Source organism: Flavobacterium reichenbachii (assembly GCF_002217435.1).
GTDB lineage: Bacteria > Bacteroidota > Bacteroidia > Flavobacteriales > Flavobacteriaceae > Flavobacterium > Flavobacterium reichenbachii.
In genome coordinates, this window is the sequence record NZ_MUHF01000002.1 from 1 (window position 1) to 26,467 (window position 26,467).

18 protein-coding genes and 1 tRNA gene are annotated in these 26,467 nt (G+C 33.9%); 5 read left to right on the forward strand and 14 right to left on the reverse strand.

Annotated features, from left to right (window positions below; translation table 11 throughout):
- Nucleotides 1-97 precede the first annotated feature (97 nt).
- The 5 genes from purL to B0A68_RS02220 all read right to left on the reverse strand — a co-directional run bounded on the left by purL (nucleotide 98) and on the right by B0A68_RS02220 (nucleotide 8,889).
- The gene (purL, locus tag B0A68_RS02200; protein ID WP_035682843.1) at nucleotides 98-3,751 is read right to left on the reverse strand and encodes a phosphoribosylformylglycinamidine synthase; all 3,654 of its coding nucleotides are present in this window, start codon (nucleotides 3,749-3,751) and stop codon (nucleotides 98-100) included.
- A gap of 388 nt (nucleotides 3,752-4,139) precedes the next feature.
- On the reverse strand, nucleotides 4,140-5,987 hold the full coding sequence (locus B0A68_RS02205) for an endonuclease (RefSeq protein ID WP_035682846.1): 1,848 nt from the start codon (nucleotides 5,985-5,987) through the stop codon (nucleotides 4,140-4,142).
- A gap of 183 nt (nucleotides 5,988-6,170) precedes the next feature.
- On the reverse strand, nucleotides 6,171-6,755 hold the full coding sequence (locus B0A68_RS02210) for an XAC2610-related protein (RefSeq protein ID WP_035682849.1): 585 nt from the start codon (nucleotides 6,753-6,755) through the stop codon (nucleotides 6,171-6,173).
- 126 nt (nucleotides 6,756-6,881) lie between these two features.
- Nucleotides 6,882-7,334: a hypothetical protein gene (locus tag B0A68_RS02215; RefSeq protein ID WP_035682851.1), complete on the reverse strand. Its 453-nt coding sequence runs from the start codon at nucleotides 7,332-7,334 to the stop codon at nucleotides 6,882-6,884.
- Nucleotides 7,335-7,386: 52 nt separating this feature from the next.
- Nucleotides 7,387-8,889 carry a right-handed parallel beta-helix repeat-containing protein gene (locus B0A68_RS02220; protein ID WP_035687930.1) on the reverse strand — a complete coding sequence of 501 codons (1,503 nt, stop codon included), beginning with the start codon at nucleotides 8,887-8,889 and terminating at the stop codon, nucleotides 7,387-7,389.
- A 127-nt stretch (nucleotides 8,890-9,016) separates the two neighbouring features.
- On the opposite strand from B0A68_RS02220, the gene B0A68_RS02225 reads away from it, so the two are divergent.
- The 4 genes from B0A68_RS02225 (at nucleotide 9,017) to B0A68_RS02240 (ending at nucleotide 11,482) form a co-directional block, all read left to right on the forward strand.
- Entirely contained in the window at nucleotides 9,017-9,445 is a 429-nt protein-coding gene (locus B0A68_RS02225; RefSeq protein WP_035682852.1) for a PaaI family thioesterase, read from the forward strand.
- Between the two features lie 9 nt (nucleotides 9,446-9,454).
- Nucleotides 9,455-10,519 carry a chorismate-binding protein gene (locus B0A68_RS02230; protein ID WP_035682853.1) on the forward strand — a complete coding sequence of 355 codons (1,065 nt, stop codon included), beginning with the start codon at nucleotides 9,455-9,457 and terminating at the stop codon, nucleotides 10,517-10,519.
- A 106-nt stretch (nucleotides 10,520-10,625) separates the two neighbouring features.
- Nucleotides 10,626-11,342 (forward strand): bacillithiol biosynthesis deacetylase BshB1, encoded by a 717-nt coding sequence (gene bshB1, locus B0A68_RS02235; protein ID WP_035682855.1) that lies wholly within the window; start codon nucleotides 10,626-10,628, stop codon nucleotides 11,340-11,342.
- A 66-nt stretch (nucleotides 11,343-11,408) separates the two neighbouring features.
- A tRNA-His gene (locus tag B0A68_RS02240) sits at nucleotides 11,409-11,482 on the forward strand.
- Nucleotides 11,483-11,837: 355 nt separating this feature from the next.
- Here the strand turns inward: B0A68_RS02240 and ypfJ are convergent.
- The 9 genes from ypfJ to B0A68_RS02285 all read right to left on the reverse strand — a co-directional run bounded on the left by ypfJ (nucleotide 11,838) and on the right by B0A68_RS02285 (nucleotide 23,964).
- Nucleotides 11,838-12,686 (reverse strand): KPN_02809 family neutral zinc metallopeptidase, encoded by an 849-nt coding sequence (gene ypfJ, locus B0A68_RS02245; protein ID WP_035682856.1) that lies wholly within the window; start codon nucleotides 12,684-12,686, stop codon nucleotides 11,838-11,840.
- A gap of 86 nt (nucleotides 12,687-12,772) precedes the next feature.
- Nucleotides 12,773-16,825 (reverse strand): PAS domain S-box protein, encoded by a 4,053-nt coding sequence (locus tag B0A68_RS02250; protein ID WP_035682858.1) that lies wholly within the window; start codon nucleotides 16,823-16,825, stop codon nucleotides 12,773-12,775.
- 89 nt (nucleotides 16,826-16,914) lie between these two features.
- Nucleotides 16,915-17,727: a DUF2189 domain-containing protein gene (locus B0A68_RS02255; protein WP_035682861.1), complete on the reverse strand. Its 813-nt coding sequence runs from the start codon at nucleotides 17,725-17,727 to the stop codon at nucleotides 16,915-16,917.
- A 118-nt stretch (nucleotides 17,728-17,845) separates the two neighbouring features.
- Nucleotides 17,846-19,174 carry an aldehyde dehydrogenase gene (locus tag B0A68_RS02260; protein ID WP_035682863.1) on the reverse strand — a complete coding sequence of 443 codons (1,329 nt, stop codon included), beginning with the start codon at nucleotides 19,172-19,174 and terminating at the stop codon, nucleotides 17,846-17,848.
- Nucleotides 19,175-19,249: 75 nt separating this feature from the next.
- Nucleotides 19,250-19,939 carry an RluA family pseudouridine synthase gene (locus tag B0A68_RS02265; RefSeq protein WP_035682865.1) on the reverse strand — a complete coding sequence of 230 codons (690 nt, stop codon included), beginning with the start codon at nucleotides 19,937-19,939 and terminating at the stop codon, nucleotides 19,250-19,252.
- Between the two features lie 44 nt (nucleotides 19,940-19,983).
- A complete protein-coding gene (locus B0A68_RS02270) occupies nucleotides 19,984-20,334 on the reverse strand; it encodes a four helix bundle protein (protein WP_035682868.1) in 351 nt (116 codons plus the stop codon).
- Between the two features lie 62 nt (nucleotides 20,335-20,396).
- A complete protein-coding gene (gene panB, locus B0A68_RS02275; RefSeq protein ID WP_035682870.1) occupies nucleotides 20,397-21,215 on the reverse strand; it encodes a 3-methyl-2-oxobutanoate hydroxymethyltransferase in 819 nt (272 codons plus the stop codon).
- 49 nt (nucleotides 21,216-21,264) lie between these two features.
- Entirely contained in the window at nucleotides 21,265-22,461 is a 1,197-nt protein-coding gene (locus B0A68_RS02280; RefSeq protein ID WP_035682872.1) for an SH3 domain-containing protein, read from the reverse strand.
- 75 nt (nucleotides 22,462-22,536) lie between these two features.
- Nucleotides 22,537-23,964: an L-serine ammonia-lyase gene (locus B0A68_RS02285; protein WP_035682873.1), complete on the reverse strand. Its 1,428-nt coding sequence runs from the start codon at nucleotides 23,962-23,964 to the stop codon at nucleotides 22,537-22,539.
- 308 nt (nucleotides 23,965-24,272) lie between these two features.
- Between B0A68_RS02285 and B0A68_RS02290 the strand changes: the two genes are divergently transcribed.
- Nucleotides 24,273-26,420: a cation:proton antiporter gene (locus tag B0A68_RS02290; protein ID WP_035682876.1), complete on the forward strand. Its 2,148-nt coding sequence runs from the start codon at nucleotides 24,273-24,275 to the stop codon at nucleotides 26,418-26,420.
- Nucleotides 26,421-26,467: the final 47 nt, after the last annotated feature.

Here is a 26,467-nt window from a genome sequence, read left to right on the forward strand (position 1 = left end):
CATAGCTATGTTTGTTAATACAAGTAAAACGCCTTTTATAAGTTTACAAAATCTATGTTTCTATGTGTTGAATATAATTACACCCAAAAGGTATTTTTTAGTTTTTCTCAATCCATTTTCTTGCATTTACAAAAGCTTCATGCCAAGGCGAAACCTCGTCGTTTCTATCTTTTGGATAATGAGCCCAGTTCCATTGAAAAGTCGAACGCTCAATATGAGGCATCATCACCAAATGTCTTCCGGTTTTATCACACATCATAGCGGTGTTATAATCCGAACCATTTGGGTTTGCAGGATATCCTTCGTAAGCATATTTCGAAACAATGTTGTAGTTTTCTTCAGCAAGAGGCAAATTGAATTTTCCTTCTCCGTGAGAAACCCAAACGCCTAAAGTACTTCCAGCCAATGTTGATAACATAACCGAATTATTCTCCTGAACTTTTACAGAAGTAAAGATACTTTCGTGTTTCTGGCTTTCGTTATGCAGCATTTTTCCGTGAACTTCATGCTCCGGATTAATCACTTCCAATTCCATAAACAATTGGCATCCGTTACAGATTCCAACAGATAAAGTATCTTCTCTTTTAAAGAATTTATCTAAAGCTGTTTTTGCTTTTTCGTTGTATAAGAAAGCTCCAGCCCAGCCTTTAGCAGAACCTAAAACATCTGAGTTAGAGAATCCTCCAACTGCACCAATAAACTGAATATCTTCCAACGTTTCACGACCAGAAATTAAATCTGTCATGTGTACGTCTTTTACATCGAATCCTGCCAAGTACATTGCATTTGCCATTTCACGCTCAGAATTACTTCCTTTTTCACGAATAATAGCTGCTTTTGGTCTTGGTTTAGAATTGTCAATTTCTGGTTTTTTTCCTGTGAAATGCGCTGGGAAAGTATATTGTAAAACCTGATTTTTATAATTTTCGAAACGTGCCTGAGCTCTTCCGTTTTTAGATTGTTTTTGATCTAATAAATAAGAAGTTTCAAACCAGATATCTCTGTAAGCTTTTATGTCCAAAGTCCAAAGTCCAAGGTCTAAAGTCTCTGTAGTTGTCGCTTTTCCTAATTTGAAGAATTCGATATTATTAGCTTTCAATTTAGCTTCAACAGCCGAATCTTCTTTTGCTTGAAAAACAATTCCGATGTTTTCTGCGAAAAGGATTTTCAATAAGTCTTTTTCAGCAAATGCAGAGAAATCAATTTTTGCTCCAAGATTTACATCAGCAAAACACAATTCTAATAAAGTAGTAATCAAACCACCGCTTCCGATATCGTGTCCGGCTAAAATCTGGCTTTCGCCGATTAATTCCTGAATGGTATTAAATGCATTTTTGAAGAAAGAAGCGTCTTTAATGGTAGAAGTTTCGTTTCCGATTGTGTTTCTGATTTGTGCAAAAGATGAACCTCCTAATTTGAAATCATCCTGAGACAAATTGATATAATAAATAGAATCTCCGTTTTTCTGTAAAACCGGTTCAACCACTTTTCTAATGTCTGTACAGTTTCCTCCAGCCGAAATAATAACCGTTCCCGGCGCGATTACTTCGTCGTTTGGATATTTTTGTTTCATCGAAAGTGAATCTTTTCCTGTCGGAATATTGATTCCCAATTCAATTGCAAATTCTGAACAACCTTCAACAGCAGCGTACAAACGAGCGTCTTCGCCTTCGTTTTTACAAGCCCACATCCAGTTTGCAGATAATGAAATTCCTTTTAAACCATCTTTAATTGGTGCCCAAACAATGTTTGATAACGATTCTGCAATAGCATTTCTGCTTCCTGCAACCGGATCAATCAAAGCAGCGATAGGAGCGTGCCCGATAGAAGTTGCAATTCCTTCTTTTCCTAAATAATCCAAAGCCATTACGCCAACATTATTCAATGGCAATTGTAACGGACCTGCATTTTGCTGTTTCGCCACTTTTCCACCAACACAACGGTCCACTTTATTCGTTAACCAGTCTTTTGAGGCAACAGCTTCAAGACGTAAAACGTCTTTTAAGTAACTTTCGAAATCATTTGCTGAATACGAAACGTCAGCATACTTTCTATCGATAGTTTTATCGTTCATGATTGTTTTTGGTGAACTTCCGAAGAAATCTTCCAAAGCATAATCCATCGGTTTTGAACCATTAGATTTTGATTGAAAAGTAAAACGGTGATCGCCCGTTACATCTCCAACCTGATACATTGGCGAACGCTCTCTGTCGGCGATTCTTTGCAAAGTATCGATATCTTTTTGACCAATAACCAATCCCATTCTTTCCTGAGATTCGTTACCAATAATTTCTTTTGCAGAAAGTGTTGGATCTCCAACCGGTAATTTGTCTAAATCGATCAAACCTCCAGTTTCTTCCACCAATTCAGAAAGACAGTTTAAGTGTCCGCCCGCACCGTGATCGTGAATCGAAACAATTGGATTGTGATCGCTTTCTACCAAACCACGAATCGCGTTTGCAGCACGTTTTTGCATTTCAGGGTTTGAACGCTGAATCGCGTTTAATTCGATTCCTGAACCGAAAGCACCAGTATCTGCAGAAGAAACTGCAGCACCACCCATTCCGATTCTATAATTTTCTCCACCAAGAATTACGATTTTATCTCCTTCTTGTGGTTTCTTTTTGATTGCCTGATCTAATTTTCCGTAACCAATTCCGCCCGCCTGCATGATCACTTTATCGTAACCAATTTTACGGTCGTTTTCTGAATGTTCGAAAGTTAAAACTGAACCTGTAATTAACGGTTGCCCGAATTTATTTCCAAAATCAGAAGCTCCGTTTGAAGCTTTGATTAAAATATCCATTGGCGTTTGGTACAGCCATTTTCTTTCTTCAACTGCATTTTCCCATTTTCTATCGTCGTTTAAACGAGAATAGGAAGTCATGTAAACCGCAGTTCCTGCCAATGGCAACGAACCTTGACCTCCTGCTAAACGGTCACGAATTTCTCCTCCAGAACCTGTTGCAGCTCCGTTGAAAGGCTCAACTGTTGTTGGAAAATTGTGTGTTTCTGCTTTTAGAGATAAAACCGAATCAAATTCTTTTATCTCGTAATAATCTGGTTTGTCGGCAGATTTTGGTGCAAATTGCTGCACTTTTGGTCCTTTTACAAAAGCAACATTGTCTTTGTAAGCAGACACAATATCGTTAGGATTTTCCTGTGATGTTTTTTTGATTAATTTAAAAAGAGAAGTTTCTTTTTCTTCACCGTCAATAACAAAAGTTCCGTTGAAAATTTTGTGACGGCAGTGTTCCGAATTCGCTTGAGAGAAAGCAAAAATCTCGGAATCCGTTAATTTTCTTCCTAGTTTTACAGCAAGATTGTCTAAATAATCTACTTCTTCCTGACTTAAAGCTAAACCTTCAACTTTATTATAAGCAGCGATATCATCGATTTCCAAAATAGGTTCCGGCTGAACATTGATTGTGAAAATTTCCTGATCTAATTGATTGAATTTTTGTGAAAGCATCGGATCAAAATCAGTGAAATCTTCCGTTGCAGGATGAAATTCTTCAATTCTGATAATGCCCGGAATACCCATATTTTGAGTAATTTCTACAGCATTTGTACTCCAAGGAGTTATCATAGTGGCACGTGGACCAACAAAAAAATCCGACAAGGCGGATTTTTCGATCTTATAAGAGTTGGCAAAAAGCCAGTTTAGTTTTGAAATGTCTTGAGCCGAAATTTCGTTTTGCGTTTGTACGGCAAAAACAGTTTTGCTTTGGTTTTCAAAGAAATGGATCATTGTGATGTGTAGTTTGTTGTATTGAAGGTGCAAATTTAGTGTAAATAAATAGTAAGCGCAAATTTGAAAACAAACTCTTTTGAAAAAAAATAAAGCTGCCTTTTTATTGCATTTTGTTACTAAAAATAAGCAAAATTAAGAAGATTCCGTTCTCGCAAATTTTGCGGATTTATTAAAGAATACAAGTAATATAATCTACTGCATAACTTAAATTTGAAAGAGAAAAATAAACTTTATCAGAAAGAATCAAAATCAAAAAGTAACATCTTTTGGAAGAACAATTTTGCAAAATTTTGGAGTAAATAAAAAATCAATCTTGATAAAATTTCCTCTTAAACATAAAAAAAAACGGCAGTCTGCCGCTTTTTGGTTCATGATAATCAAATTTTTAATTAATTATTATCTTTTTAAACGTTGTTTTTTCTCCTTCGATAATTTTGATAACGTAGATTCCTGACGATAGATTTTGTACTGAAACTTCAGAAGAAGTTATGTTTTCTTTTTCAAAAACTTTTTGTCCTGCAAATGAAATAATTTCAATAGAGAACGGTGTTTCTGAATTTCCTAAACCAATATTAAAGTTTCCGTCAGAAGGATTCGGATAGATGATAATTTCATCTGATTCTGAAACAACAACTTCTTCTTCAATCGCATAAGCTCTTTTGCTTGCTAAATTATTACAAGTGTCGGTAGTAAATGAATCCCATTGTGCACTTAAATTGAAAGTTGTACTTGGAGAAGTTACAGTCGATTTTCTTCTTAAAGTAACATCAACAGCAAAATTAGCTGTCCCGCCGCTAAAAGTTCCGATGATGTCAATCAAAACGCCATTTTTGAATAAACCCACAGCATCATTTCCGTTAAAAGTCAATTCGGTTGCCGTTGTCGAAATATTGGCAGCGCTTGTAGAAAAACAAGTTGAAGAAATAGAACTGTTTACAATTACAAATTTACTTCCTGTTGTTAATGTTCCTGTTAAGGCCAAACCTGTGCTCCATGCGCCTGCGCCATTTGTTTGTTTTTTTATGGTGTAAGCTGCTAAACTAACAGAACTTCCGGTATTGTTTGCAATTTCTAAAGCTTTATTATTTCCAGAACCTTCAATATATTCAGAGAAAAGCAAATCTGTAGCTGTTCCTGTTCCACTGCTGTTCGTTGTAACTGCTATTGTGCTGCTGGACGCAGAAGCATTTCCTGCTGCATCTTTTGCTTTTACATAAATAGAATAACTCGTAGAAGCTGTTAAGCCAGTAATTGTTGCAGTTAATCCTGAAACAGTTGTTTTTAAAACGCTGTTGGCGTATACATCATAACCCGTAACGGCAACATTATCTGTAGAAGCATTCCACGCAAGTGTAATCGAAGCTGCGGTTTTTGAAGTCGAAGCCAAACTTGTTGGAGCAGTTGGTGCCTGAGTATCTGTAGATGAAGTTCCGCCCCAAATCTGATTTACATATTCCGTATGATCGATATAAGGATTTCGGTTATTTTGACGTCCATAAATTCCATTGTTTCGAGCTATTTCTCTGGCACTTACAGGATCCTGAGCATGCCATGCCAATAATAAATTTAAGAAAGCAGTTGTAAAAACTTTATTACTTGAACCATCAAACATAGCGTATGAATATCCGGAAACAGTATTTTCATATCGTGTAGCAAAGTAAAAATACATTCTTGCTATGTCTCCTTTAAAAGCATTAATTGGTTCAAAAACAGTTCCTGAGTATCCGGAAACAGAACTAGAACCTAATTTACTTCCATTCTGAGAAGTGTAAGTTGCAGTACTAACAGTGCCGTGTGGATAGTTAGAACGCATTCCGTTTACTTTTCCGTCGGTTGGCGTTATAAAATGCGCGTCGGCAACCATTGGTGACTGCTCATTAAAAACCGACTGCGGAATAATATGTTCTCTGTTGTAACAGTCGCCTTCTGCAGAATAATTCCCGCATCTTTGAGTGGTTCCTGTGGTATAATTATAAGGATCTGTTCCTGATGGATTTTCAGAATACATGTCTAAAATTGTTCCGTCGTTTTCGTAAAAATTATCAACATCAGAAGTTAGATATGTTGTGTACAAACCTGCATAACCATTATTGGTATGGTCTTTAATAATATTATACAATTGAGTTTTTAAAGTATAACCCGTTCCTGTTGCAGTGTTATAATAACCAGAAGGAATTTGGGCAAAACCCGCTGTAAAACAAAATAAAAAGAATAAAGAGTAGATTTTTTTCATAAAAAGTAGTTTTAGGATTTGTTTGAAATAATAAAATTTAGAGTTTTAATAAATTGATTATTAATAATCTAACGTTGTATTGTATCAAATTTACTACTTTTATGAATACGCTGTATTAACTGATCTTTAAATTTTGATCTATTTTTCTTACGAATCAATATTTATAGTTTTTAAAGACTTTGCTTATTTTTTTGCTAAAATCTTTTTTATGGCCTGACGATATTCTTTTTCAGATTTGCTGCTGCCGTCGTCTGTTATCTCAATATTGTAACTGTAAGCTTTGTTGTTTTTTATTTTATAAAATGCAGCCCAATTGGTACCCGAATTTACATGACTTTCGATAATATTATATTTTGCATTGTAACTTGGATTTTTTATTTCGTTGAAACCAATTACTTTATTAAAACTGTTTGTTTTAGCATTGTATAAATACAAATTATAAGTCCAATTACTTCTGGCATCAGAAATATTTTGAACCAGAATGTCTTTTATTTTGTCATTATTGAAATCCTGAAACTCCACTTTCTGAACAAAACTAAAAATAGAATCTTTTACTAAAATTGAATTTTTACCATTTAATTTTTGACTGATGATTAAAATCGAATTTTTCTCTCTGTCATAACCTTCTTTTTCTTCGTCAAATGTGATAAGTTTTATAGATATTCCTTTATTTTTATAAATGGCATCGCATTTAACAGTAGTTGTTTTTTGAGCAAAAGCGTTTATAAAAATTATAATACAAATTGTGGTTAAGAGAGTTCTTTTCATTAGATTAAATAACAGTTATAATTTACGAAACGATAGATTTAAAAATCTTTGCTTTGAAAAGCGCCAAATCACGAGAAGTTTTCGGAATTCCTAAAATGGGAATTGAAATTATATTGTTAAAGTCAATTATTTTTTTTTCAGTGTCATTGTGGTACTCATATTTTCTCCATTGAAATCTGCATCTCTTTTACCTGAACGAGTGGCTGAAAAAAGCATTTCATTATCGTTTACAAATTTTATTAGACCCAGAATTCTGCCTTTTTCAACAAATTTTTCATTCTCTTCTATAAATGCAATAAAATCAATTGTAAATGGGGATTTCGAATAATCGATAGCATATTTTAATTCGCTTGATTTTCCATCGTATTTTCCGCCTTTAATTATATTATTTTTCCCCTTTATAAATTCGCTTCCCAATGTTATTGAGGCATAATTATCTTCAGTAAAAATAAGTATACCCTGATTTCCATCAGAATCTATTCCTGACCATTCTCCAATAATTTTAGGAGTAGTTTGTGAGAAACTATAACTGGAAAAAAGTACTGTAAGTAGTAAAAATATTCTGTAAAGAAATTTCATTTTAGGAATTTTGAAATATTATTTTGAATGATTTTTATGATGCTACATTACCTCAAAAATCTTTGCTCTGATAAGCGCCTAAATCCGGTGGAGAAGTTCTGGTATTTCCAATAATATCTACTGGAATTATATACGCCTGATTTCCTTTCGCGAAAGCGGCAGAAGTTTTATCAATATTAAATTTATTCTGAGATACATTATAAAACTTCGGACTTTCATTTAGAATAATACTATTGTAATGCTGCGTATCGGTTTTAAATTGATAATCAGGATTTGTTGAAGAACTGCTGAACTTTAACAGGCAGTTACTCAATTGATATACAAATGCAGCATTGGTATTTTTGTTCAAATTCAATTCGTTGGTATTTGATCCATAAATAATACAATTATTGAAAGTTGCCTGAGTCAGCGGATTTGTTTCCGGAACTTTTCCGCTTAGGCTATTGCTCAAACTAACAGCAAAATGCGAATTGCTCTGCCAGTTGTTGTAAAAAGTACAGTGCGTAAAATTATAATTACCTCCGTAAACACAGGACAAACTTGCCAGACCGGCATAATTTATTACAATGTTTTCTCCAGTGATTTGAGCATTTTCAGCCAAGATTCCGTACTGAGCACAATTGTAGATCTGCGTATTTTTTATTGCAGTATTTGTAGTAGTTTTTAGGTCTAAACCAATTGTGGCATTTTTTAAAGTAAGATGATTGATTGAATGATTTACGCTTCCTTCTGCGAGAATAATGGAGCCCCACTGTCCGGGAATATCAGAATACAAAGATTCTAACCGATCGCCTTCAAAAATAACTTCTTTTTCTAATTTTTCAGTCGTAGAAACACCTCCATTGATTTGAAGAGCCGCGTCAGAATCTACAAAGAGTCCCGAATTGGCATGAAAAAACACTCTTGAACCTGCTTCAAAAACAGCTGTTTTTGTTTTTGGTACACCTGCATAACCATAAATTACATAAGGTTTTTGGTTTGAAAAAAGCAATTCATTTCCGTTTACAGCATCGTTTTCTTCCAGATAAAAGCCATCAACATCTTTGCCGTCAATCTTGATTTTTTCTTTGCTTCCGTCAGGATTTTGTTTTGGATATAAAAATATTGCGTCCTGAATTAAAGTTACCAAAGCCACTTTTTGAAGATTAGCTCCGCTGTCAAATTCAATCTCGTCTGTGTACAAAAAATCAGTCGGGTCAGCATCTGTAATATCAGCCGTTGTTTCTATAAAAATATATAAGCTGTCTTTTGCCAGTAACGTTACATTGTTAAAAATTTTGCCTTGATTTCCGCTCATGCCGTCAACCGTCATGCGGTATTTAGAAGCCAGTCCTTTTTTGAGCTGGATAATCGGAATCGAAATATCATCTTTGCTTTTATTGTAGACTTTAAGCTGATAAGTGCTGGAACCAATGTTTTTAAAAACAGTATCCAAATAAACGGTGTCTCTGGAAAATTTTAAATTGCCTGAACTTGCAACGGTATCAAAATCTGTTCTGCAGGAACTGAAAACTAAAATAACCGCGAAAATAAAGAGTGCAAAATAATGACGCATCTGAATTGTTTTTTTGTAAAAATAACAAAAATCTGACAGCTTCATAAATGATTTTTAATTTTAGAATTGGATTTTCTAATTTGTATCTTATCTTTTATTTAATTTTACGATTTTAAAGCTTATTTTAATGAATTATACAAAAGAACAGATTTTAGCGCACTGCAATGAGTTTTCTAAAAACACATTAATGGAGACGCTGAAAATAGAATATATAGATGCCGGAGAAGATTTTTTGACAGCAAAAATGCCAGTAAATCCGAGTGTTCACCAGCCAATGGGACTTCTTCATGGAGGAGCATCGGTGGCTTTGGCGGAGAGTGTAGGAAGTGCAGCTTCTTTTTTCTTTATAAACCCGCAGGAGCAGGAGGTAAGAGGTATCGAAATTTCTGCCAATCATCTTAAAAGTATTCGCGAAGGTTTTGTTTTTGGTACAGCAAGAATCATTCACAAAGGCAGAAGTCTTCATCTTTGGGAAATCAAAATTACAGATGAACAGGGAAATTTGATTTCGCTTTGCAAACTGACGAATATGGTTCTGGACAGAAAGAAAAGTTAATTTGAAACTATGAATAATTTCTTTTCTAAAATTAAAAATCATAAAGAACAAAATTTACCCTTTGTACTTTATTCAAAACCCAATACTTCATATCTTATTGGGATTTTACAGCAAAATAATACTTTATATAATATTTCGGATTACAGCGAAAAAGGATTTGTTTTTGCTTCTTTTGATGAAAAACAGCTGGTTTTAATTCCTGAAAATGAATCGGAAATTATTACTGCCGAAAAAGAAGTTACAACTTTTGATGCTTTTGAAATTGACGATTTGAATTTTGATCCAGAAGCTAAATTTCAATATGAATATTTGGCAGCAAAGGGAATTGAAGCTATTAAAAATGAAGAATTCAAAAAAGTAGTTTTATCAAGAAGTGAAGAAGTGCCTTTGGCTGAATTTGATTTTATTCAAACCTTTCAGCATTTGGTGCAATTGTATCCGGCTACTTTTTGTTATTGTTTTTTTCATCCAAAAATTGGACTCTGGATGGGCGCGACTCCAGAAAAACTTCTCAAAGCAAATGGAAATGTTTTTGAAACCATGGCTTTGGCAGGAACGCAGAAAGATAATCTGGAAACTGAAATTGTCTGGCAGCAAAAAGAAAAAGACGAACAGCAGTATGTAACCGATTTTATTGTAAAACGCCTTAGAGAATTTGTCGCTTCGGTTGTGGTTTCTGAGCCCTATAGTTTAAAAGCCGGATCGATCTGGCATATTAAAACAGATATTTCGGGAGTTTTAAAAGACAATTCAACTTTAAAAGAGGTGATTGATACTTTGCATCCAACTCCGGCAGTTTGTGGTTTGCCAAAGAAAAAAGCAAAAGCATTTATCCTGGAAAACGAGAATTACGACCGTACTTTTTATACTGGCTTTCTGGGCGAATTAAACAGCAGTTTTGATGGCGCTAAAGTAAGTTCTGATTTATTTGTAAATTTACGAAGCATGCAGATTGAGGATAATAAAGCCATTTTGTATATGGGATGCGGCATTACCAAAGAAAGTATTCCGGAAAAAGAGTGGGAGGAAAGCGTCAATAAATCAATGACGATGAAAAGGGTTTTAAAAAAATAGTTTATAAATTGTTTCAAGTTTCAGGTTTCAAGTTTCACGTTCTGCTGACAACTTGAAACCTGAAACTTGAAACAAAAAACTTGAAACAAACAAAACAAACAAAAAAATGAAATTAGATATATTAGCTTTTGGTGCGCATCCAGATGATGTAGAATTGGGTTGTGCGGGAACCATTTTAAAAGAAGTTTCGCTTGGTAAAAAAGTAGGTATTGTAGATTTAACCCGTGGTGAATTAGGCACGCGTGGTTCTGCAGAAATTCGTGATCAGGAAGCCAAAGATGCAGCAAAGATTTTAGGTGTTGCAGTTCGTGAAAATTTAGCGATGCGCGATGGTTTTTTTGTAAATGACGAAAAGCATCAGTTGGAAGTTATTAAAATGATCCGAAAATACAAGCCGCAAATCGTGTTATGCAATGCCGTTGACGATCGCCATATTGATCACGGAAAAGGAAGTAAATTGGTTTCTGATGCCTGTTTTTTATCTGGTTTAATGAAGATCGAAACTTTTCTTGATGGAGTAAAACAAGAACATTGGAGGCCAAAGGTGGTTTATCATTACATTCAGTGGAAAAACATTGAACCAGATTTTGTAGTTGATATTACAGGTTTTGAAAATAAAAAAATAGAAGCAGTTCTGGCTTATAAAACACAATTTTATGATGCAGATTCAAAAGAACCAGCTACGCCAATTACTAGTAAAAACTTTCTGGAAAGCTTAAATTATCGCGCGCAGGATTTAGGAAGACTGGTTGGAACAGATTTTGCAGAAGGATTTACTGTAGAAAGGTGTTTGGCAGTCAATAGCTTAGAAAATTTGTTATAATTTTTTCATTTTTTTCTTTGTAGAAGTAAACCTTTGTTATATATTTGCACTCGCTAAGTAAAAATGGTGGTTGTAGCTCAGTTGGTTAGAGTAGCGGTTTGTGGTGCCGCGGGTCGCCGGTTCGAACCCGGTCAGCCACCCAGAAATTTAAAGCCTTGAAGAAATTCAAGGCTTTTTTTGTGCCATTAATTTAAATTCCAAATTAGGATTAATGCTAAAACCTGTAGGACTATAAAATTAAAAATGAATTTAACCGCAAAGTGCGCTAAGATTTTTTATAGGAGTGGTTTAAAAAAACACAAAGTCCACAAAGCTTGGTGTTGATCTGGCTTTGTAAACTTTATCGATGCGTAAAGTAAAATTAAATCTTAGCGTACTTTGCGGATAAAATACAAGTATAAATTAGAATTTGGGTTTTCGTTTTTAGAATTCAAACAAAAAAAAGCATGACGGTTAAGTCATGCTCTATTTGGTTGTTATATTTGGTTAATTGTATTATCTGATATTATCAAAAGTATTACCTTGTTTGATATCTCCTGTACTAAATCCCTTTTTAAACCAGTACATTCTCTGCTCAGAAGTACCATGGGTAAAAGAGTCAGGAACAACATGTCCCTGCATTTTACTTTGAATTGCATCGTCTCCTACAGCATTTGCGGCACTTAATGCTTCATCTATATCGCCAGCTTCAAGATATTGCTGGTTGTCGTGAGCCCATACTCCAGCATAAAAATCGGCTTGTAATTCTAAAGCTACAGATAATTTATTAGCTGCTGCTTCGCTTTTTCCTTGCTGTGCTTCACGCATTTTGTCTGAAGTTCCTAATAAAGTCTGGATATGATGTCCAATTTCGTGTGCAATAACATATGCGATAGCAAAATCACCGCCTTTTGCTCCAAATTTGGTTTTTAATTCTTCAAAGAAAGCCATATCCATATAAACTTTGCGGTCACCGGGACAATAAAAAGGTCCGGATGCAGATGTAGCACCACCACAATTAGTTTGAACTGAACCTGTAAAAAGCACTAATTTTGGTTTTTCATATGTCATGCCATTTTCAGCAAAAATTTTGCTCCAAGTATCTTCATTATAAGCAAGCATAGTTTTAACGAAATTTCCCATTTGTTCGTCTTCCTTGCTCAAAGGTGCTGCAGTTTCGGTTTGCTGCTGTCCGCCTTGTAATTGCTCAAGAACTGGTGTTATAAGCTGCGCATTTTCACCTCCAAAAACATTTACTAATAAAATGATAATACCAATAATTCCACCTCCTGCAACTACTTTTCCTCCAGACAAACCTCTTCGGTCTTCTACATTATCACTTTGTCTATTTCCTAACCATTTCATATGTATTGTGATTTAGTTTTTAATTTTGTTGTACGAATTTATGTATTTTAAAATGATAAAATGTTATCTAAATCAAATTAGTTTTATTATTTAAGCCACTTTATTAAAGTCTCTTCAACACTTCCTTTCATGATTGGTTTGGAGATATAATCGTCCATTCCGGCAGAAATACATTTATTTCTTTCTTCTTTTTCAGTACCTGCAGTAACGGCAATAATTGGGATATCTTTACCAAATACGGTGTTTCTAATGGCTCTTGTTGTTTCGTAACCATTCATAATCGGCATTTGGATATCCATAAAAACAAGACTCGGATTTATGGCTTCAAACTGCTGTATGGCTTCATAGCCATTTTCGCATTCATAAATAAAAGCATTATTGTACAAATTTCTAATAATCGTCTTAAGCAGCAGCATATTAACCTTATTATCTTCTACAATTAAAAAAGTTATAGTTTGGCTGCGAAGCTCAGATTCACTTAAATTAGAATTTAAGTTCATTTTTTTGAGTTCAGCATTGTATTTTTCGTTAATACTTTGATTGCTTGTCTTTAGGCTTAAATCAAAATAAAAATTACTTCCAATATCAATTTTACTTTCCAGCTGTAATCGGCTTTCCATTAAAGCCAATAGTTGATTCGAAATTGTTAATCCTAATCCTGTTCCTCCAAATTTTCTTGTTGTAGAGCTGTCTTCTTGAGAGAATGCTTTAAAAATTTTCTTTTGGTTTTTTTCGAGAATTCCAATACCGGTATCAACCACAGAAAAACGGATTGTGCAATTGTTACTTTTGCTTTTTTCTAAAACTGAAACATTTAGTTTGATCGAACCTTCGTTGGTAAATTTTACAGCATTAGAAAGCAGGTTAATTAAGATCTGTTTAATACGGACAATATCGGTCCAGATGTATTTAGGAACATCGGGATCAACATTAAGTTCCAATTCCAGATTTTTTTGATTCGATTCGTAGACAATTAAATCAAAAACCTGACCCAGTACTTTTTTGATATCGTACAGATCTATAAAAAGTTCTAGTTTTCCTGCTTCAATTTTAGAAAAATCCAGAATATCATTTATAATTTCAAGCAGCGAATGTGCCGATTGATTTATGGTTGTCATGTATTTTTCCTGAATTTCTTCAAGCTCCGTTTTCATCAATAAATGGGTAAAACCGATAATACCGTTGAGAGGTGTTCTGATTTCGTGCGACATATTGGCGAGAAAATCAGATTTTGACTTATTGGCCGCTTCTGCCAATTGTTTGGCTTTTATGGCGTCTTCTGTCTCTTTTTTGTTGGTGATGTCAAAGTAAATACCTCCGACAAATTCAATTTCATCATCTTTTTTAATAACGTCTCCAAATTCTTCTACCCAAATGTATTCACCTGATTTCCTCTTAATGCGATACGTATTATGAAGAGGTTCGCCTTTGTTTAAATTGTTAATTTGACTGCTGACAACTTCGTCTTTGTCTTCATGGTGAATAAGGGATAAAAACGATAAATTATTCTCAATAAATTCTGCTTTTGAATATCCGGTTAAGTTTAAAATTTCGTCGTTTAAAAATATTTTAGTAGACAGTGCATCAAATTTTGACAAATAAACTGTTCCCGGAATATTATTGGCAATCAGTTTAAATTTTTCTTCGCTTTCAATAATTTTATTCTCATTTCGATTTCTTTCTAATGCCGATGAAATATTGTTGGCCAAGACCTGAAAAATATAAATTTCTTCTTCAGACCATCTTCTTTCTTTTTCGCAGTCATCAAAACCAATAAATCCTGTAAATACATCATTTATAAAAAGCGGCAGAATCAAAATAGACTTGATTTGATTATGAAGCAGGAGTTGTTTAAAAAAACCATCTTCAAGCTTTCTGGTATATGTATTTAAGATTTTTTTATTTTGAGCGACCTCATAAATTTCTTTAAAATTTTCTTCTGTAAAATTTCTAAGCTTTGTAATCTGATGCTCAATTCCTTCTCTTGACCATTTGTGTTTCTGACTTATTGTATTGGTTGCAAAATCCTTTTCGTAGTAAAACATATGATCTACTTTGGCTGCTTTTCCAATTAAATCGTAGGTTTCCTGAAACATTTCCTGTGTAGATTTGCTTAGTAAAAATTTCTCTGTACAAAGCGAAAGTGCGTAAAGCAGCTGGCTTTTAAATTCTAATCTGCGTTCGGCTTCTAAACGCATCTGAGAAGAAATTGCTAAGGAAATGACATCAGAAATGGTTCTGGCATAATTGATGTCTTCATTGTCCCATTCTCTTTTATTTTCTGTACTTTCAAAACATGCTACACCTGCCAGCTGTCCGCTTAAAAAGATCGGAACATCGAGCATCGATTTAATGTGATTTTTGGTAAAGTAGAGTTTTTCGAATTCTGATGTTTCTAATTTGTTAAATACATCGGGCGCATTAATAATGGCTTTGTTTTTTAAGGTTTCAAAATAAATGGGATACGATTCTTTATTAAGAATGTTTTTATCGCTTAAGTTTTGATTGTCAACACTAAATAAGTTTTTGCAGGTAATTAGATCTTTATAATATTTCCAGAAACTCACACGATTTGTCTGACTGACTGTTGCAGCTTCTTTGATAATATAATCGATCACAGAATTCAAATTGTCGTATCGGCTAAAGTCTGTCGTCGATAATTTTTTTGTCGAATTATTATAAGCTTCAATCTTCTCCAGACGTCTTTTTTTCTCATTTTCGATATTCTTTATTTCTGTAATATCGCGTGCAATTCCTGCATAACCAATTGTTTGGTCAAAATCATTCTTGCGGATTATAATTTTTTGAGAAACCCATAATTCTTCTCCGTTTTTCTTTAGAATCGGAATTTCAATTAAAGGAAAATTATTTTCGTCAATTTGTAATTTTTCATAGAATTCTACAGCATTTCTCAAATAATCGATATGAATAAAATTAGAAAAATGCTGCTGGATAATCTCGTTTTCTGAATATCCTAAAAGTGAATATGCAAATTCATTTACAAAAGTAAAATATCCTTCGGCATTGATTTCAAATATAATATCGGTTGCAGTCTGAATTAGGTTTTTATATTGATCCTGTACAATAATCTGTTCCGTAACATCTTGTCCTATACTGATAATTAGATCATCAGAAAATTTCTTGTCTTTCCATTGTATGTATTTATACTCTCCATTTTCGGCTTTTAACTTCCTCATGTAGAGTTTGTTTTCTTCCTGGTTAATGATGTTTTTTTTAGATAAAAATTCTTCATCTTTGGTTAATTTCCAAAAATTAAGTCCCATAACCTGATCCGGATGATAACCTAAAATTGAGGTTATGGTTTCGCTGCAGAATAAAATTTCACCTTTTTGATTGGTTGCGATTGTTAGCGAATTTCCTTTGTGAACGATTTCGTTGGCAAACCTAAAATTGTCACGATTGTTTAATAAAACAGCATATTTTACCTGATTGATTATAAAAATCAGGATACAGAAATTGATCAGTAAAATAGATGATTTTATCGGAATTAATGTAAAAGAAACGGTTACAATTAAGAATGCAAAAACCAATGCGACAAAAAACCAGTAAATTTTTATGGGTTTGAGAATGTTGTAAGAGAAGAAAAATGAAATTAAAAAGACTATTATCGGCACAACATCATTGGTGAGCATGATAATATTGCTAATTACATAAGAAATATAAATGAAGAAACAGAAAATAAATAGCGGTTGAATTCGATCTCGCAGCCATTTTAGTTTGTCTGTTATAACGTAAAAAATAAGAACCGAAATACCAATTGAGCAGTTTAAAACCAGTAAGCTTTTGGGTCTGATTTTAAAGATTTCATTGATGATTTCTATAACAATAACCGCAATTCCAAAAAATAAAATATAAAGCTGATATTCTTTTGTAGTCGTTTCAGATTCTCTTCTTCTTTCTATAAAATATCCAATCTTGGCTTTAATCCTAAAAAATTGATAGACCAATAAACCAAGAAAACCAAACAGGGATAATCCTAAAATAATGAGTTTGGGATTGTTGTAGAAAATAATCTCTGAATTAAACACATACCAGCTCGCAAGCATTGTTTTCAGGTTATCGCCAAAATTAGCAATTCCTGAAAGCAATGCATTGAAAAAACTATAGTCAGCTGCCATAGAATTCTAAGATGTTGGTTTGTTACGTAGCTTTTGATTTTTCTAAAAGAGTTGGTTAGTCTCTCTTTTTTTTTAGAAATCTCTATTTTTTATTCTAAATCTGATTTTCCGATTGAATCAATTGAATCTTCTTCGGGTTCTGCGCCAAACAATGAAAAATAGGTAGCGTATGTCATAGAAGTATGAAAAGCAATTGTAAAAATTATTCCGATACAACATCCAAACAAACCCAGTCCAGAACATAAGAAACCAACGATAAACAGACCGAAAATTAATAGTGGATTTTTACCAATAATTATGAAACATGTTTTTAAGGAATCTAATGCTTTTAAATTTCCAAATATGATTAATGGAACAGATAAATACGTAAAAAAAGAGATGAATATATTGATCGTGAATGAAATTACAAATAAAAGTAAAGGCTCTGTTAGAAAGTAACTTTCTACAACAGATCCAATTGCACCGCCCACAACGGCTACAATAAAAGCAGAAGTAAATATCTGAATAAAATGATGCGTTTTGTAATAACTAAAAATAGTAGAAACATTAAATTCTTCGTCTTTGTCAGCACAATCTGCCATTTTAAGAAATCCGGCACCAAATGGAGCAAATAAAGCAGATATGGCCGCAATACCAACCATAGAAAATAGCTGCTGGATATAAGTTTGTTTTGGATTGCCAAAATCTTTAATGAATTCCTCACTGATACTTTGCGCGCCGTAAAATGCCACTAGAACACCCATAAACGCGATAAAAAATACAACAGAAAAGACTAAAATAATAAGTCCGGAATAAAGTGCAATTTTTTTATAGTTTTCGAAAGCGTGATTAAAAACAGTTGCAAAATCAATAGTATAGCCATCTCTTTTGATGTCCTCAATTTGGTCATGTGTAGATTTCATTTTCTAGGTAGAATTGTTTTATATTCTTAAATTTATTAAAATTAACTTGACGTAAATATAATATTTTTAATCAATTCCTTATGAAAATCTACAAAACATTGCGAAATTGTTTTGTTCTTTATAACCAGTCTAATATGCGTTTTATTGAGGCTAATTTATCTTTGTAAGGTGCGTAGCGCATGGGTAAGTCGATCCAGTTTCCTTTTTTTACAACTGCTTTATGGTGCGAAAAAGTATCAAAGCTAAATTGACCGTGATACGCGCCGATCCCGCTGTGGCCTACACCGCCAAAAGGCAGTCTTTTATTAGAAAAATGGACTACGGTATCGTTTATACAGCCGCCTCCAAAAGAATAAGCAGCAATTAATTTCTTCGCAAACGAATTATTTTCGCTGAAAATGTAAAAAGCAAGAGGTTTCTCATAACGTTTTACGACATTGTGTATATCATTTTCAGATTCGTAAGTGAGAATTGGTAAAATCGGACCAAAAATTTCTTCCTTCATAACCAGACTTTCTAAAGATGGTTCATCGAGGATAGTGGGTGCGATGTACAGTTTATTGGCATCATTTTCTCCTCCAAAAATAATAGTTTCAGATTCAATCATTGCCATTAATCGCAGCCAGTTTTTGGTATTGATGATTCTGGCAAAATCTGGAGATTTATCAATTTTTTTACCGTACGCTTTTATAATTTCTTCGATCATAAAAGTGATAAAATTGACTTTCATGTTTTTCTGAATCAATATGTAATCCGGAGCAATACAGGTTTGACCTGCGTTTATAAATTTTCCCCAGACGATTCTTTTTGCTGCCAATCGTAAATCTGAAGTTTCATCAATAATGCAAGGATTTTTTCCGCCTAACTCTAAGGTAACAGGCGTTAGGTTTTCGGCAGCCGCTTTTGCAACAATTTTGCCTACAGAGACACTTCCTGTAAAGAATATATAATCCCAGCGCTGCGCCAATAATTTATTAGAAACATCCAGACCGCCTTCAAAAACTTCTACATGGTTGATATGAAAAGTTTTTTCGATGATTTTGGCAATAATGGCAGAAGTATGCGGTGTAAGTTCTGATGGTTTTAAAACGACTCTGTTTCCTGCAGCTACTGCAGCTATCAAGGGACATAATGCCAATTGAAAAGGATAATTCCAGGGAGCAATTACCAATACATTTCCGTAAGGTTCTTTGTAAATCCGGTCTGTAGAAGGAAAGTTGAGCAGGGAAGGGAAAACACGTTTGGGTTTTGCCCACTTTTGAATGTTTTTTATGGTATTTTTTAAATCTGAAATTACATAATTTGTTTCGGTTAAAACAGCTTCAAACTCCGGTTTTTTAAAGTCATCATACAAAGCCTTCGCAATTAAATCTTCGCTTTTCTTAATGTTATGCAATAACTTTTTAAGAGTTTCTTTTCTATATCCAATGTCGGTTTTGTATTCCATTTTATGATCAGCTTGTTTTTTTGCCTATGCAAGTTAATCGATAAAAATTAAAAAAATAAGAATTATATCATAAAATCATACTGCATTCCAAATTGTTTCATCTGGCGTTGGTGCAGTAATTACGATGTTTTCTTTAGAAACAGGATGAACAAAAACCAATTTTCTGGCATGAAGATGAATCCCGCCGTCAGGATTACTTCTATCAGCACCGTATTTTAAATCGCCTTTTATAGGAGAACCGATGGCAGCTAACTGCGCACGAATCTGATGATGACGCCCGGTATGAAGATTGATTTCTAAAGCAGTATAGTTTTGAAGTTCTTTAATAATCGTATAATCCAAACTTGCAATTTTACTGTCTGGAACTTCTTTTAAATGTGCTTTTGAAGTATTATTTTTTTCATTTCTTTTTAAATAATGAACCAATTTGGCAGTTGTTTCAATGGGTTTATTCTTCACAACTGCCCAATAGGTTTTCTGCGTTTCACGATTGCTGAACATTTCGTTCATTCTCGTTAAAGCCTTGCTTGTTCTGGCAAAAACAACAATTCCGGTTGTCGGGCGATCTAAACGATGAATCACTCCTAGAAAAACGTCGCCAGGTTTATTGTATTTATCTTTTATATACTCTTTTACAACATCAGATAAGGGTTTATCTCCCGTTTTATCGCCTTGTACAATATCGCCCACACGCTTATTAACCACAATAATGTGATTGTCTTCGTGAAGGATTTGGAGGTTGTTTTTATTGGAAAGTACTTTCAAAATCGATTTTTAGATTATTGGATTTTTAGATTGTTCGACTAGACTTAAATCAAACTCGATCTAAATTTTGATGTCATTTTTACAATTCTATCAAGATTAAAACATAATTCATCTAGTTTGACTTGGTTTATATAACCTAAATCAAAAGAAATTAATAGTTGAGTTTCAATTTCATAAATTGAACCGATTGCAATTTCAAGAAATCTTGAAAAATCTTTGTTACTGCTTCGTGAACATCCTTCAGCAATATTTGAAGGTACAGAAACAGAAGCGCGACGAAGCTGATTTGTTAAACCGAATTTTTCTGAATCAGGAAAATTTGATGTAATGTTATAAATTTCAGAGCAGAATTTTCTACTTGATTTCCAAATTTCCAAATCTTTAAATCTGTGCATTATAATTTAAATTTATTTAACTAGTTGTTTCCAAAAATCGAAAAGTCGAAAAATCCAACAATCTAGTACTGCTCACTTGAGTTAGGAAAATCACTCGACTTAACATCAGCAGCATATTGACCAATTGCTTTTGTCATTTCTTCGTATAAATTCAAATAGCGACGTAAAAAACGAGGGCTGAATTCGTTATTCATTCCTAACATATCGTGAATAACCAGAACCTGTCCGTCAACACCGCCTCCGGCACCAATTCCAATAACTGGAATCGAAATACTCTGAGCTACTTTTTCGGCTAAATGTGCAGGGATTTTTTCCAGAACTACTCCAAAGCAGCCAATTTTTTCAAGCATTTTGGCGTCTTCAATTAATTTTTCTGCTTCTTCTTCCTCTTTGGCGCGTACGCTGTAAGTTCCAAATTTATATATTGACTGAGGAGTTAAACCTAAGTGTCCCATTACCGGAATCCCTGCGTTTAATATTTTTTTAATAGATTCTTTGATCTCTTTTCCGCCTTCAAGTTTCACTGCATGACCGCCGCTTTCTTTCATAATTCTGATAGAAGAGCGCAAAGCTTCCTTAGGATCAGACTGGTAACTTCCAAAAGGTAAATCTACAACAACCAAAGCTCTTTCGACAGCGCGAACTACAGACGAAGCATGGTAAATCATTTGGTCTAAAGTTATAGGCAGAGTCGTTTCGTGACCGGCCATTACATTTGAAGCTGAATCGCCTACCAAAATCACATCGACACCTGCTGTATCTACAATTTTAGCCATTGTATAATCATAAGCCGTAAGCATAGAGATTTTTTCTCCGTTGCTTTTCATTTCGATTAATGACTTTGTTGTGATTCTTTTATAATCTTTTTTTGCTACTGACATTTTATTTTTTTTTGAAGATGTAAAAGTATTGAATAATTATAGATTGAAATCAGCAATCGATGAATATTTCGACACAAAATAGCTTCCCGTCTTTAAATTGTAGTATGAACTGACTGTCATCCATAATGAAGATAGAATAATAATGTGGTGATTTTAAAGAAGCTTGTATGTAAGTTCCGTATTTTTCAATGAAAGCTTTTTCGGATAATGTATTATCTAAAACAACACTCGGGTTAATTATAAATTTGTTGTTTTCGTTAATAAAAACTTTAACGATTTGTGCCTGATTTTTTGCTTCATCAACAGAAACTTCTAAATCCGGATAATAGTAAAATAAGTCGCTTAAATAAATTCCGCATCCATCGTCAACTTTAGCTTTTTTAGTTGGTTTACCCAATGTTTTTACCAGATTAGTTTGAGATAAATACAGTGATTTAGTTTTTATTCCTTTTAAAAGAAATTCCGCTTTTTTAGAAAACGCAAAAATTTCTTCGGGTTTTTTAGATTTAGCCAAAGCTTTGACCAATGCAATATTTAATTCGGTTTCAGCAAGAAGCTTTGGATCGTTTAGTTGCTTTACAACCTCATAATATCTTTCATAAGCAGGAATCAAAGTTGTACTATCACTATTCCAGGCTAACTCAACAATGCGTTCGCTGATGGTTTTGCGTTCAGTAATGTTATTTACGTCTAATTTGTCAAAGTTTTTAATGAGAACGTTTAAATCAGGTCTTTTACCAAGAAATTTTCTTAGCGTAAACTTGGCATATTCTTCGTTAAAACTACCGGCTATATTTACCCATTCATCTTCATTTTTTGGAAAATAATTAAGAGTAACAGCATCACCAGTAAATAAAACTTCCCTGATTTTAGAATTTTTATCAGGTAGTGCCCTCGCTTTTAATCCGGCTACTAAAACAAAAAGATGATTGCTGCCATGATAATTGTCGCCGCCAAAAATAATTGGATTTTCCTTATCTGTGGTTTTGATATCGTCGGAATTTAATGATTCAGATATGAATTTACTCGGAATATATCCTTCATTAAAATTATCAGCCTGCACTTTATACCAGCCTTTCTGATTTTCAGATAATAATCGAACTTCTGCACCATATTTAAAATAACCTAAGAAATTGGAGGTATTTGCGGCAGTGTACAAACGCGTATCTGAATTAATAAAATATCGTTCCTGAGAATGCAATAAAACAGAAGAAAATAATGCAATTATAAAGTAGATTTTTTTCATGTAGTTTTTGATGTTTTGCCACAAATTTTACAAATTCAAAGATTTAAAATGCTTTAATCTGTAGAAAATAATATTCTAGCAATCGGCCATATTTACGGCAATTGCCAATCCCCCTTCTGAGGTTTCCTTGTATTTGGAGTTCATGTCTTTTGCAGTTTGCCACATTGTATTTATGACTTTATCTAAAGGCACTTTCGCATTTTTAGAATCGGTTTCAAGCGCCAGTTCTGCAGCGTTTATGGCTTTTATAGCGCCCATCGTATTTCTTTCAATACACGGAATCTGAACCAAACCGCCGATAGGGTCGCAGGTTAAACCGAGATGATGTTCCATTGCAATTTCGGCAGCCATTAAAACCTGAGCCGGACTTCCGCCCATTAATTCACAAAGTGCCGCCGCAGCCATTGAAGACGAAACACCAATTTCTGCCTGGCATCCGCCCATTGCCGCCGAGATTGTAGATCCTTTTTTAAAGATACTGCCAATTTCGCCCGCCACCATCAGGAATTGTTTAATTTCTTTTTCGCCAGCATCATGATTTTCGATTACCAGATAATACATTAATACAGCAGGAATTACGCCAGCACTGCCATTTGTTGGTGCAGTAACAACACGACCTAACGAAGCATTCACCTCGTTTACGGCAAGTGCAAAACAACTTACCCATTTTAGAATCTGACGAAATTTTACTTCGGTTTTTCTAATTTCTTCTAACCAGGTTTGAGGAGAATTGTAATTTGATAATCCGATTAGATTTTGGTGCATGTCAAATGCTCTTCGGCGCACATTCAGACCGCCGGGAAGAATCCCTTCAGAATGGCATCCTATATACATGCATTCTAACATCGTGTTCCAAATACGCATTAATTCAGAATGAATTTCTGGCTCAGTACGCATTGATTTTTCATTTTCATAAACGATTTCAGAAATCATTTTATTTTCAGAAATAGTATAATCTAAAAGCTCAACGGCATTTTGAACCGGAAACGGAAAAGCACATTTTATTTCTTCTTTTATTTTGGCATTGGTGCGTTCTTCTTTTACAACAAAACCACCGCCAATAGAATAAAAAGTAGATTCATATTCAGAATCATCTGCCTTATAAGCAGTAAATTTTAATCCGTTAGCATGAAACGGAAGAAATTCTTTATTGAAAACGATATCCTGAAGAAAATAAAACGGAACGGCGTATTGGTCTGCCAGAATGATTTCGTTTTTTTCTTCAATGGTTTTTATAATGCCGGCAATATTCTCTACCGGAATATATTCTGGATCCTGACCGCTTAAACCCAGCATTACAGATAGATCTGTAGCGTGGCCTTTTCCGGTTAAGGAAAGAGAACCGTACAAATCTACTTTTACACGCTTAATCTGGTCTAAAATAGATTCTTCTTTTAACTCTTCTAAAAAACGTTCTGCAGCTCTCCAAGGTCCTAAAGTATGTGAGCTTGATGGGCCGACCCCAATTTTAAGCATATCAAAAACAGAGATACATTCTTCCATTGTTCAATTTTTGTTAGGACAAAGATAATTGAATAATGCAATGAACTTTTAATTTCGATTATTAAAGTTGCGTATTTGTTAAAAAACATATTAAATTTTATTAATATATCAATGAAATAAATTTAAATTCTTAATATGCGTTTTTCGTAGAAAGTTGACGTTTTTTAGGTATTTTTGTAATGCGGGAAATACTTAAAATAACGTGATATTTTTAGTTTTCTAAATTATAATACCTTCAGTGATTTCGTTTTAATTCTGGAATGTCTTTTTACGATAGTTTTAATACCACAAGAAGTTAAAATTACAATATGATAGAATTTTTCAGGCATTTTTTACACGAATTCGAATTACCTCTTAATAACCCAGTATTGATTTTTTCTTTGATACTTTTTATTATTCTGCTGTCTCCCATTTTATTGAAAAAAATCAATATTCCCGGAATTATCGGACTGATTATTTCTGGCGTTATCATTGGTCCTCATGGACTTAATATTTTGGCAAAAAACTCAGCGGTCGATTTATTCTCCACAATAGGACTTTTGTATATAATGTTTATTGCAGGTCTTGAATTGGATATGAATGAGTTTAAAGCCAATAGAAACAAAAGTTTACTTTTTGGTTTTTTTACGTTTATTCTGCCTCTTTCAATTGGTTTTCCGGTTTGTTTTTATTTGCTGAATTACGATTTTAATGCTAGTTTTTTAACAGCCAGTATGTTTGCAACACACACTTTGGTAGCTTATCCCATTGTAAGCAAATTAGGAATAGCCAAAAATCAGGCTGTGGCAATTACCGTTGGAGGAACGATACTTACCGATACAGCCGTTTTGATTATTCTTGCGGTCATTATGGGAAGCAGTCAGGGGAATTTAAATCAGGCATTTTGGATAAAATTAGGAGTTTCACTGGCGATTTTTTCAGCGATTATGTTTTTGGTAATTCCGCGAATTGCCAAATGGTTTTTCAAGAAATTAGAAAGTGAAAAACATGCCCATTATATTTTTGTACTTTCTGTAGTTTTCTTTGCGGCATTTTTAGCAGAAGTAGCAGGAGTGGAGCCAATTATTGGAGCTTTCGTAGCTGGTTTGGCTTTAAATCCTTTAATTCCGCATTCTTCTGCGTTAATGAACAGAATTGAGTTTATTGGGAATTCACTTTTTATTCCTTTTTTCCTGATTTCTGTTGGAATGCTGGTGGATATCAGTGTAATTCTAAGCGGACCGACAGCCTTAATTGTTGCCGGAACTTTGAGTGTTGTTGCTATTTTCGGAAAATGGATTGCCGCCTTTTTTACGCAGGTCGTTTTTAAATATACCAAAACCGAAAGACAGCTTATTTTCGGGTTGAGCAGTGCGCACGCCGCTGCTACGCTGGCCGTAATTTTGGTCGGATTTAAAGCAAAAATTTTAGATGAAAATATCTTAAACGGAACTATTATCCTGATTTTAATAACTTGTATTGTCGCTTCTTTTGCAACCGAAAAAGCAGCCAAAAAAATTGCAATCTGCGAAGAAGAGGTTTCTCATGAAGATGCAGACAAAGATCAGATTTTAGATGAACATATTTTAATTCCCCTTGCAAAAACTTCTGCAACAGCAAGCTTACTGGATTTTGCGCTTTTAATTAAAGATAAAAAATCCTCCAATCCCGTAACGCTTTTAACCATTGTTCCTAATAACGATCAGGCAGAAATTAATATTTTAAAATATAAAAAAGCGGTTGATAAATTTGTAATTCAAGGCTCGGCATCAGAAGTAAAAATTAATACGATTGCCAGAATTGATCATAATCCTGCGAGCGGAATTGCGAGAACTTCTAAGGAAATTATGTCGGATATTGTAATTGTCGGCTGGCCGAGAAAAACAGGTTTCCTGGATAAAATCTTTGGTGAAAATGTAGATTCTATAATCAATAATGTAGATAAAAATTTATTTATCTGCCGTTTCGAAAAGAACTTTATTGAAGAAAAAAGATTGGTATTTATCTGTCCGCCTTTTTCAGAAAGAGGAATTGGATTTCAGCTTTTATTACAAAAAATATGTAGATTGTCTCAGGAACTAAGCATTCCGATTGTAGTTTACGCAGAGTATAAAACGCATCAGGCTGTTCAGCAAATTGCGGCTAAATTAAAACTAAATGCAAAATTAGCATTTAAAAGTGTTTTGGATTGGGAAGATTTTGAAGCGATTTCAGACGAAATTAAACCAACAGATTTAGTGGTCTTTAATTTATCCAGAAAAGGGTCTGTTTCTTATCAGTCTATTTTTGACAGACTGCCTCAAAAATTCGAAAAATCATTTAGCGAAAACAATGTGATTCTGGTTTATCCGCAGGATGATCGTAAAGAAAGTGCGATGGATGCTTATGAAGATTTTACTGCAACACCGCTTACCAAAAGCCTTGAAGCATTTGAACAAATCAGCAGAGGATTGGGGAATATTTTGAAGAAGAATTAAATACTTGAGATTTGTATTTTTGTAAAAACTGTATTTTTTTGGGATTA

Excerpts from the sequence above, each read along its gene's own strand:
- B0A68_RS02285 (WP_035682873.1), bottom strand. The coding sequence starts at position 23,964 with ATGGAAGAATGTATCTCTGTTTTTGATATGCTTAAAATTGGGGTCGGC.
- panB (WP_035682870.1), bottom strand. The coding sequence starts at position 21,215 with ATGTCAGTAGCAAAAAAAGATTATAAAAGAATCACAACAAAGTCATTA.
- B0A68_RS02250 (WP_035682858.1), bottom strand. The coding sequence starts at position 16,825 with ATGGCAGCTGACTATAGTTTTTTCAATGCATTGCTTTCAGGAATTGCT.
- B0A68_RS02230 (WP_035682853.1), top strand. The coding sequence starts at position 9,455 with ATGAATAATTTCTTTTCTAAAATTAAAAATCATAAAGAACAAAATTTA.
- B0A68_RS02290 (WP_035682876.1), top strand. The coding sequence starts at position 24,273 with ATGATAGAATTTTTCAGGCATTTTTTACACGAATTCGAATTACCTCTT.
- B0A68_RS02270 (WP_035682868.1), bottom strand. The coding sequence starts at position 20,334 with ATGCACAGATTTAAAGATTTGGAAATTTGGAAATCAAGTAGAAAATTC.
- B0A68_RS02220 (WP_035687930.1), bottom strand. The coding sequence starts at position 8,889 with ATGCGTCATTATTTTGCACTCTTTATTTTCGCGGTTATTTTAGTTTTC.
- B0A68_RS02225 (WP_035682852.1), top strand. The coding sequence starts at position 9,017 with ATGAATTATACAAAAGAACAGATTTTAGCGCACTGCAATGAGTTTTCT.
- B0A68_RS02255 (WP_035682861.1), bottom strand. The coding sequence starts at position 17,727 with ATGAAATCTACACATGACCAAATTGAGGACATCAAAAGAGATGGCTAT.
- bshB1 (WP_035682855.1), top strand. The coding sequence starts at position 10,626 with ATGAAATTAGATATATTAGCTTTTGGTGCGCATCCAGATGATGTAGAA.
- B0A68_RS02280 (WP_035682872.1), bottom strand. The coding sequence starts at position 22,461 with ATGAAAAAAATCTACTTTATAATTGCATTATTTTCTTCTGTTTTATTG.
- B0A68_RS02210 (WP_035682849.1), bottom strand. The coding sequence starts at position 6,755 with ATGAAAAGAACTCTCTTAACCACAATTTGTATTATAATTTTTATAAAC.
- B0A68_RS02205 (WP_035682846.1), bottom strand. The coding sequence starts at position 5,987 with ATGAAAAAAATCTACTCTTTATTCTTTTTATTTTGTTTTACAGCGGGT.
- ypfJ (WP_035682856.1), bottom strand. The coding sequence starts at position 12,686 with ATGAAATGGTTAGGAAATAGACAAAGTGATAATGTAGAAGACCGAAGA.
- purL (WP_035682843.1), bottom strand. The coding sequence starts at position 3,751 with ATGATCCATTTCTTTGAAAACCAAAGCAAAACTGTTTTTGCCGTACAA.
- B0A68_RS02260 (WP_035682863.1), bottom strand. The coding sequence starts at position 19,174 with ATGGAATACAAAACCGACATTGGATATAGAAAAGAAACTCTTAAAAAG.
- B0A68_RS02215 (WP_035682851.1), bottom strand. The coding sequence starts at position 7,334 with ATGAAATTTCTTTACAGAATATTTTTACTACTTACAGTACTTTTTTCC.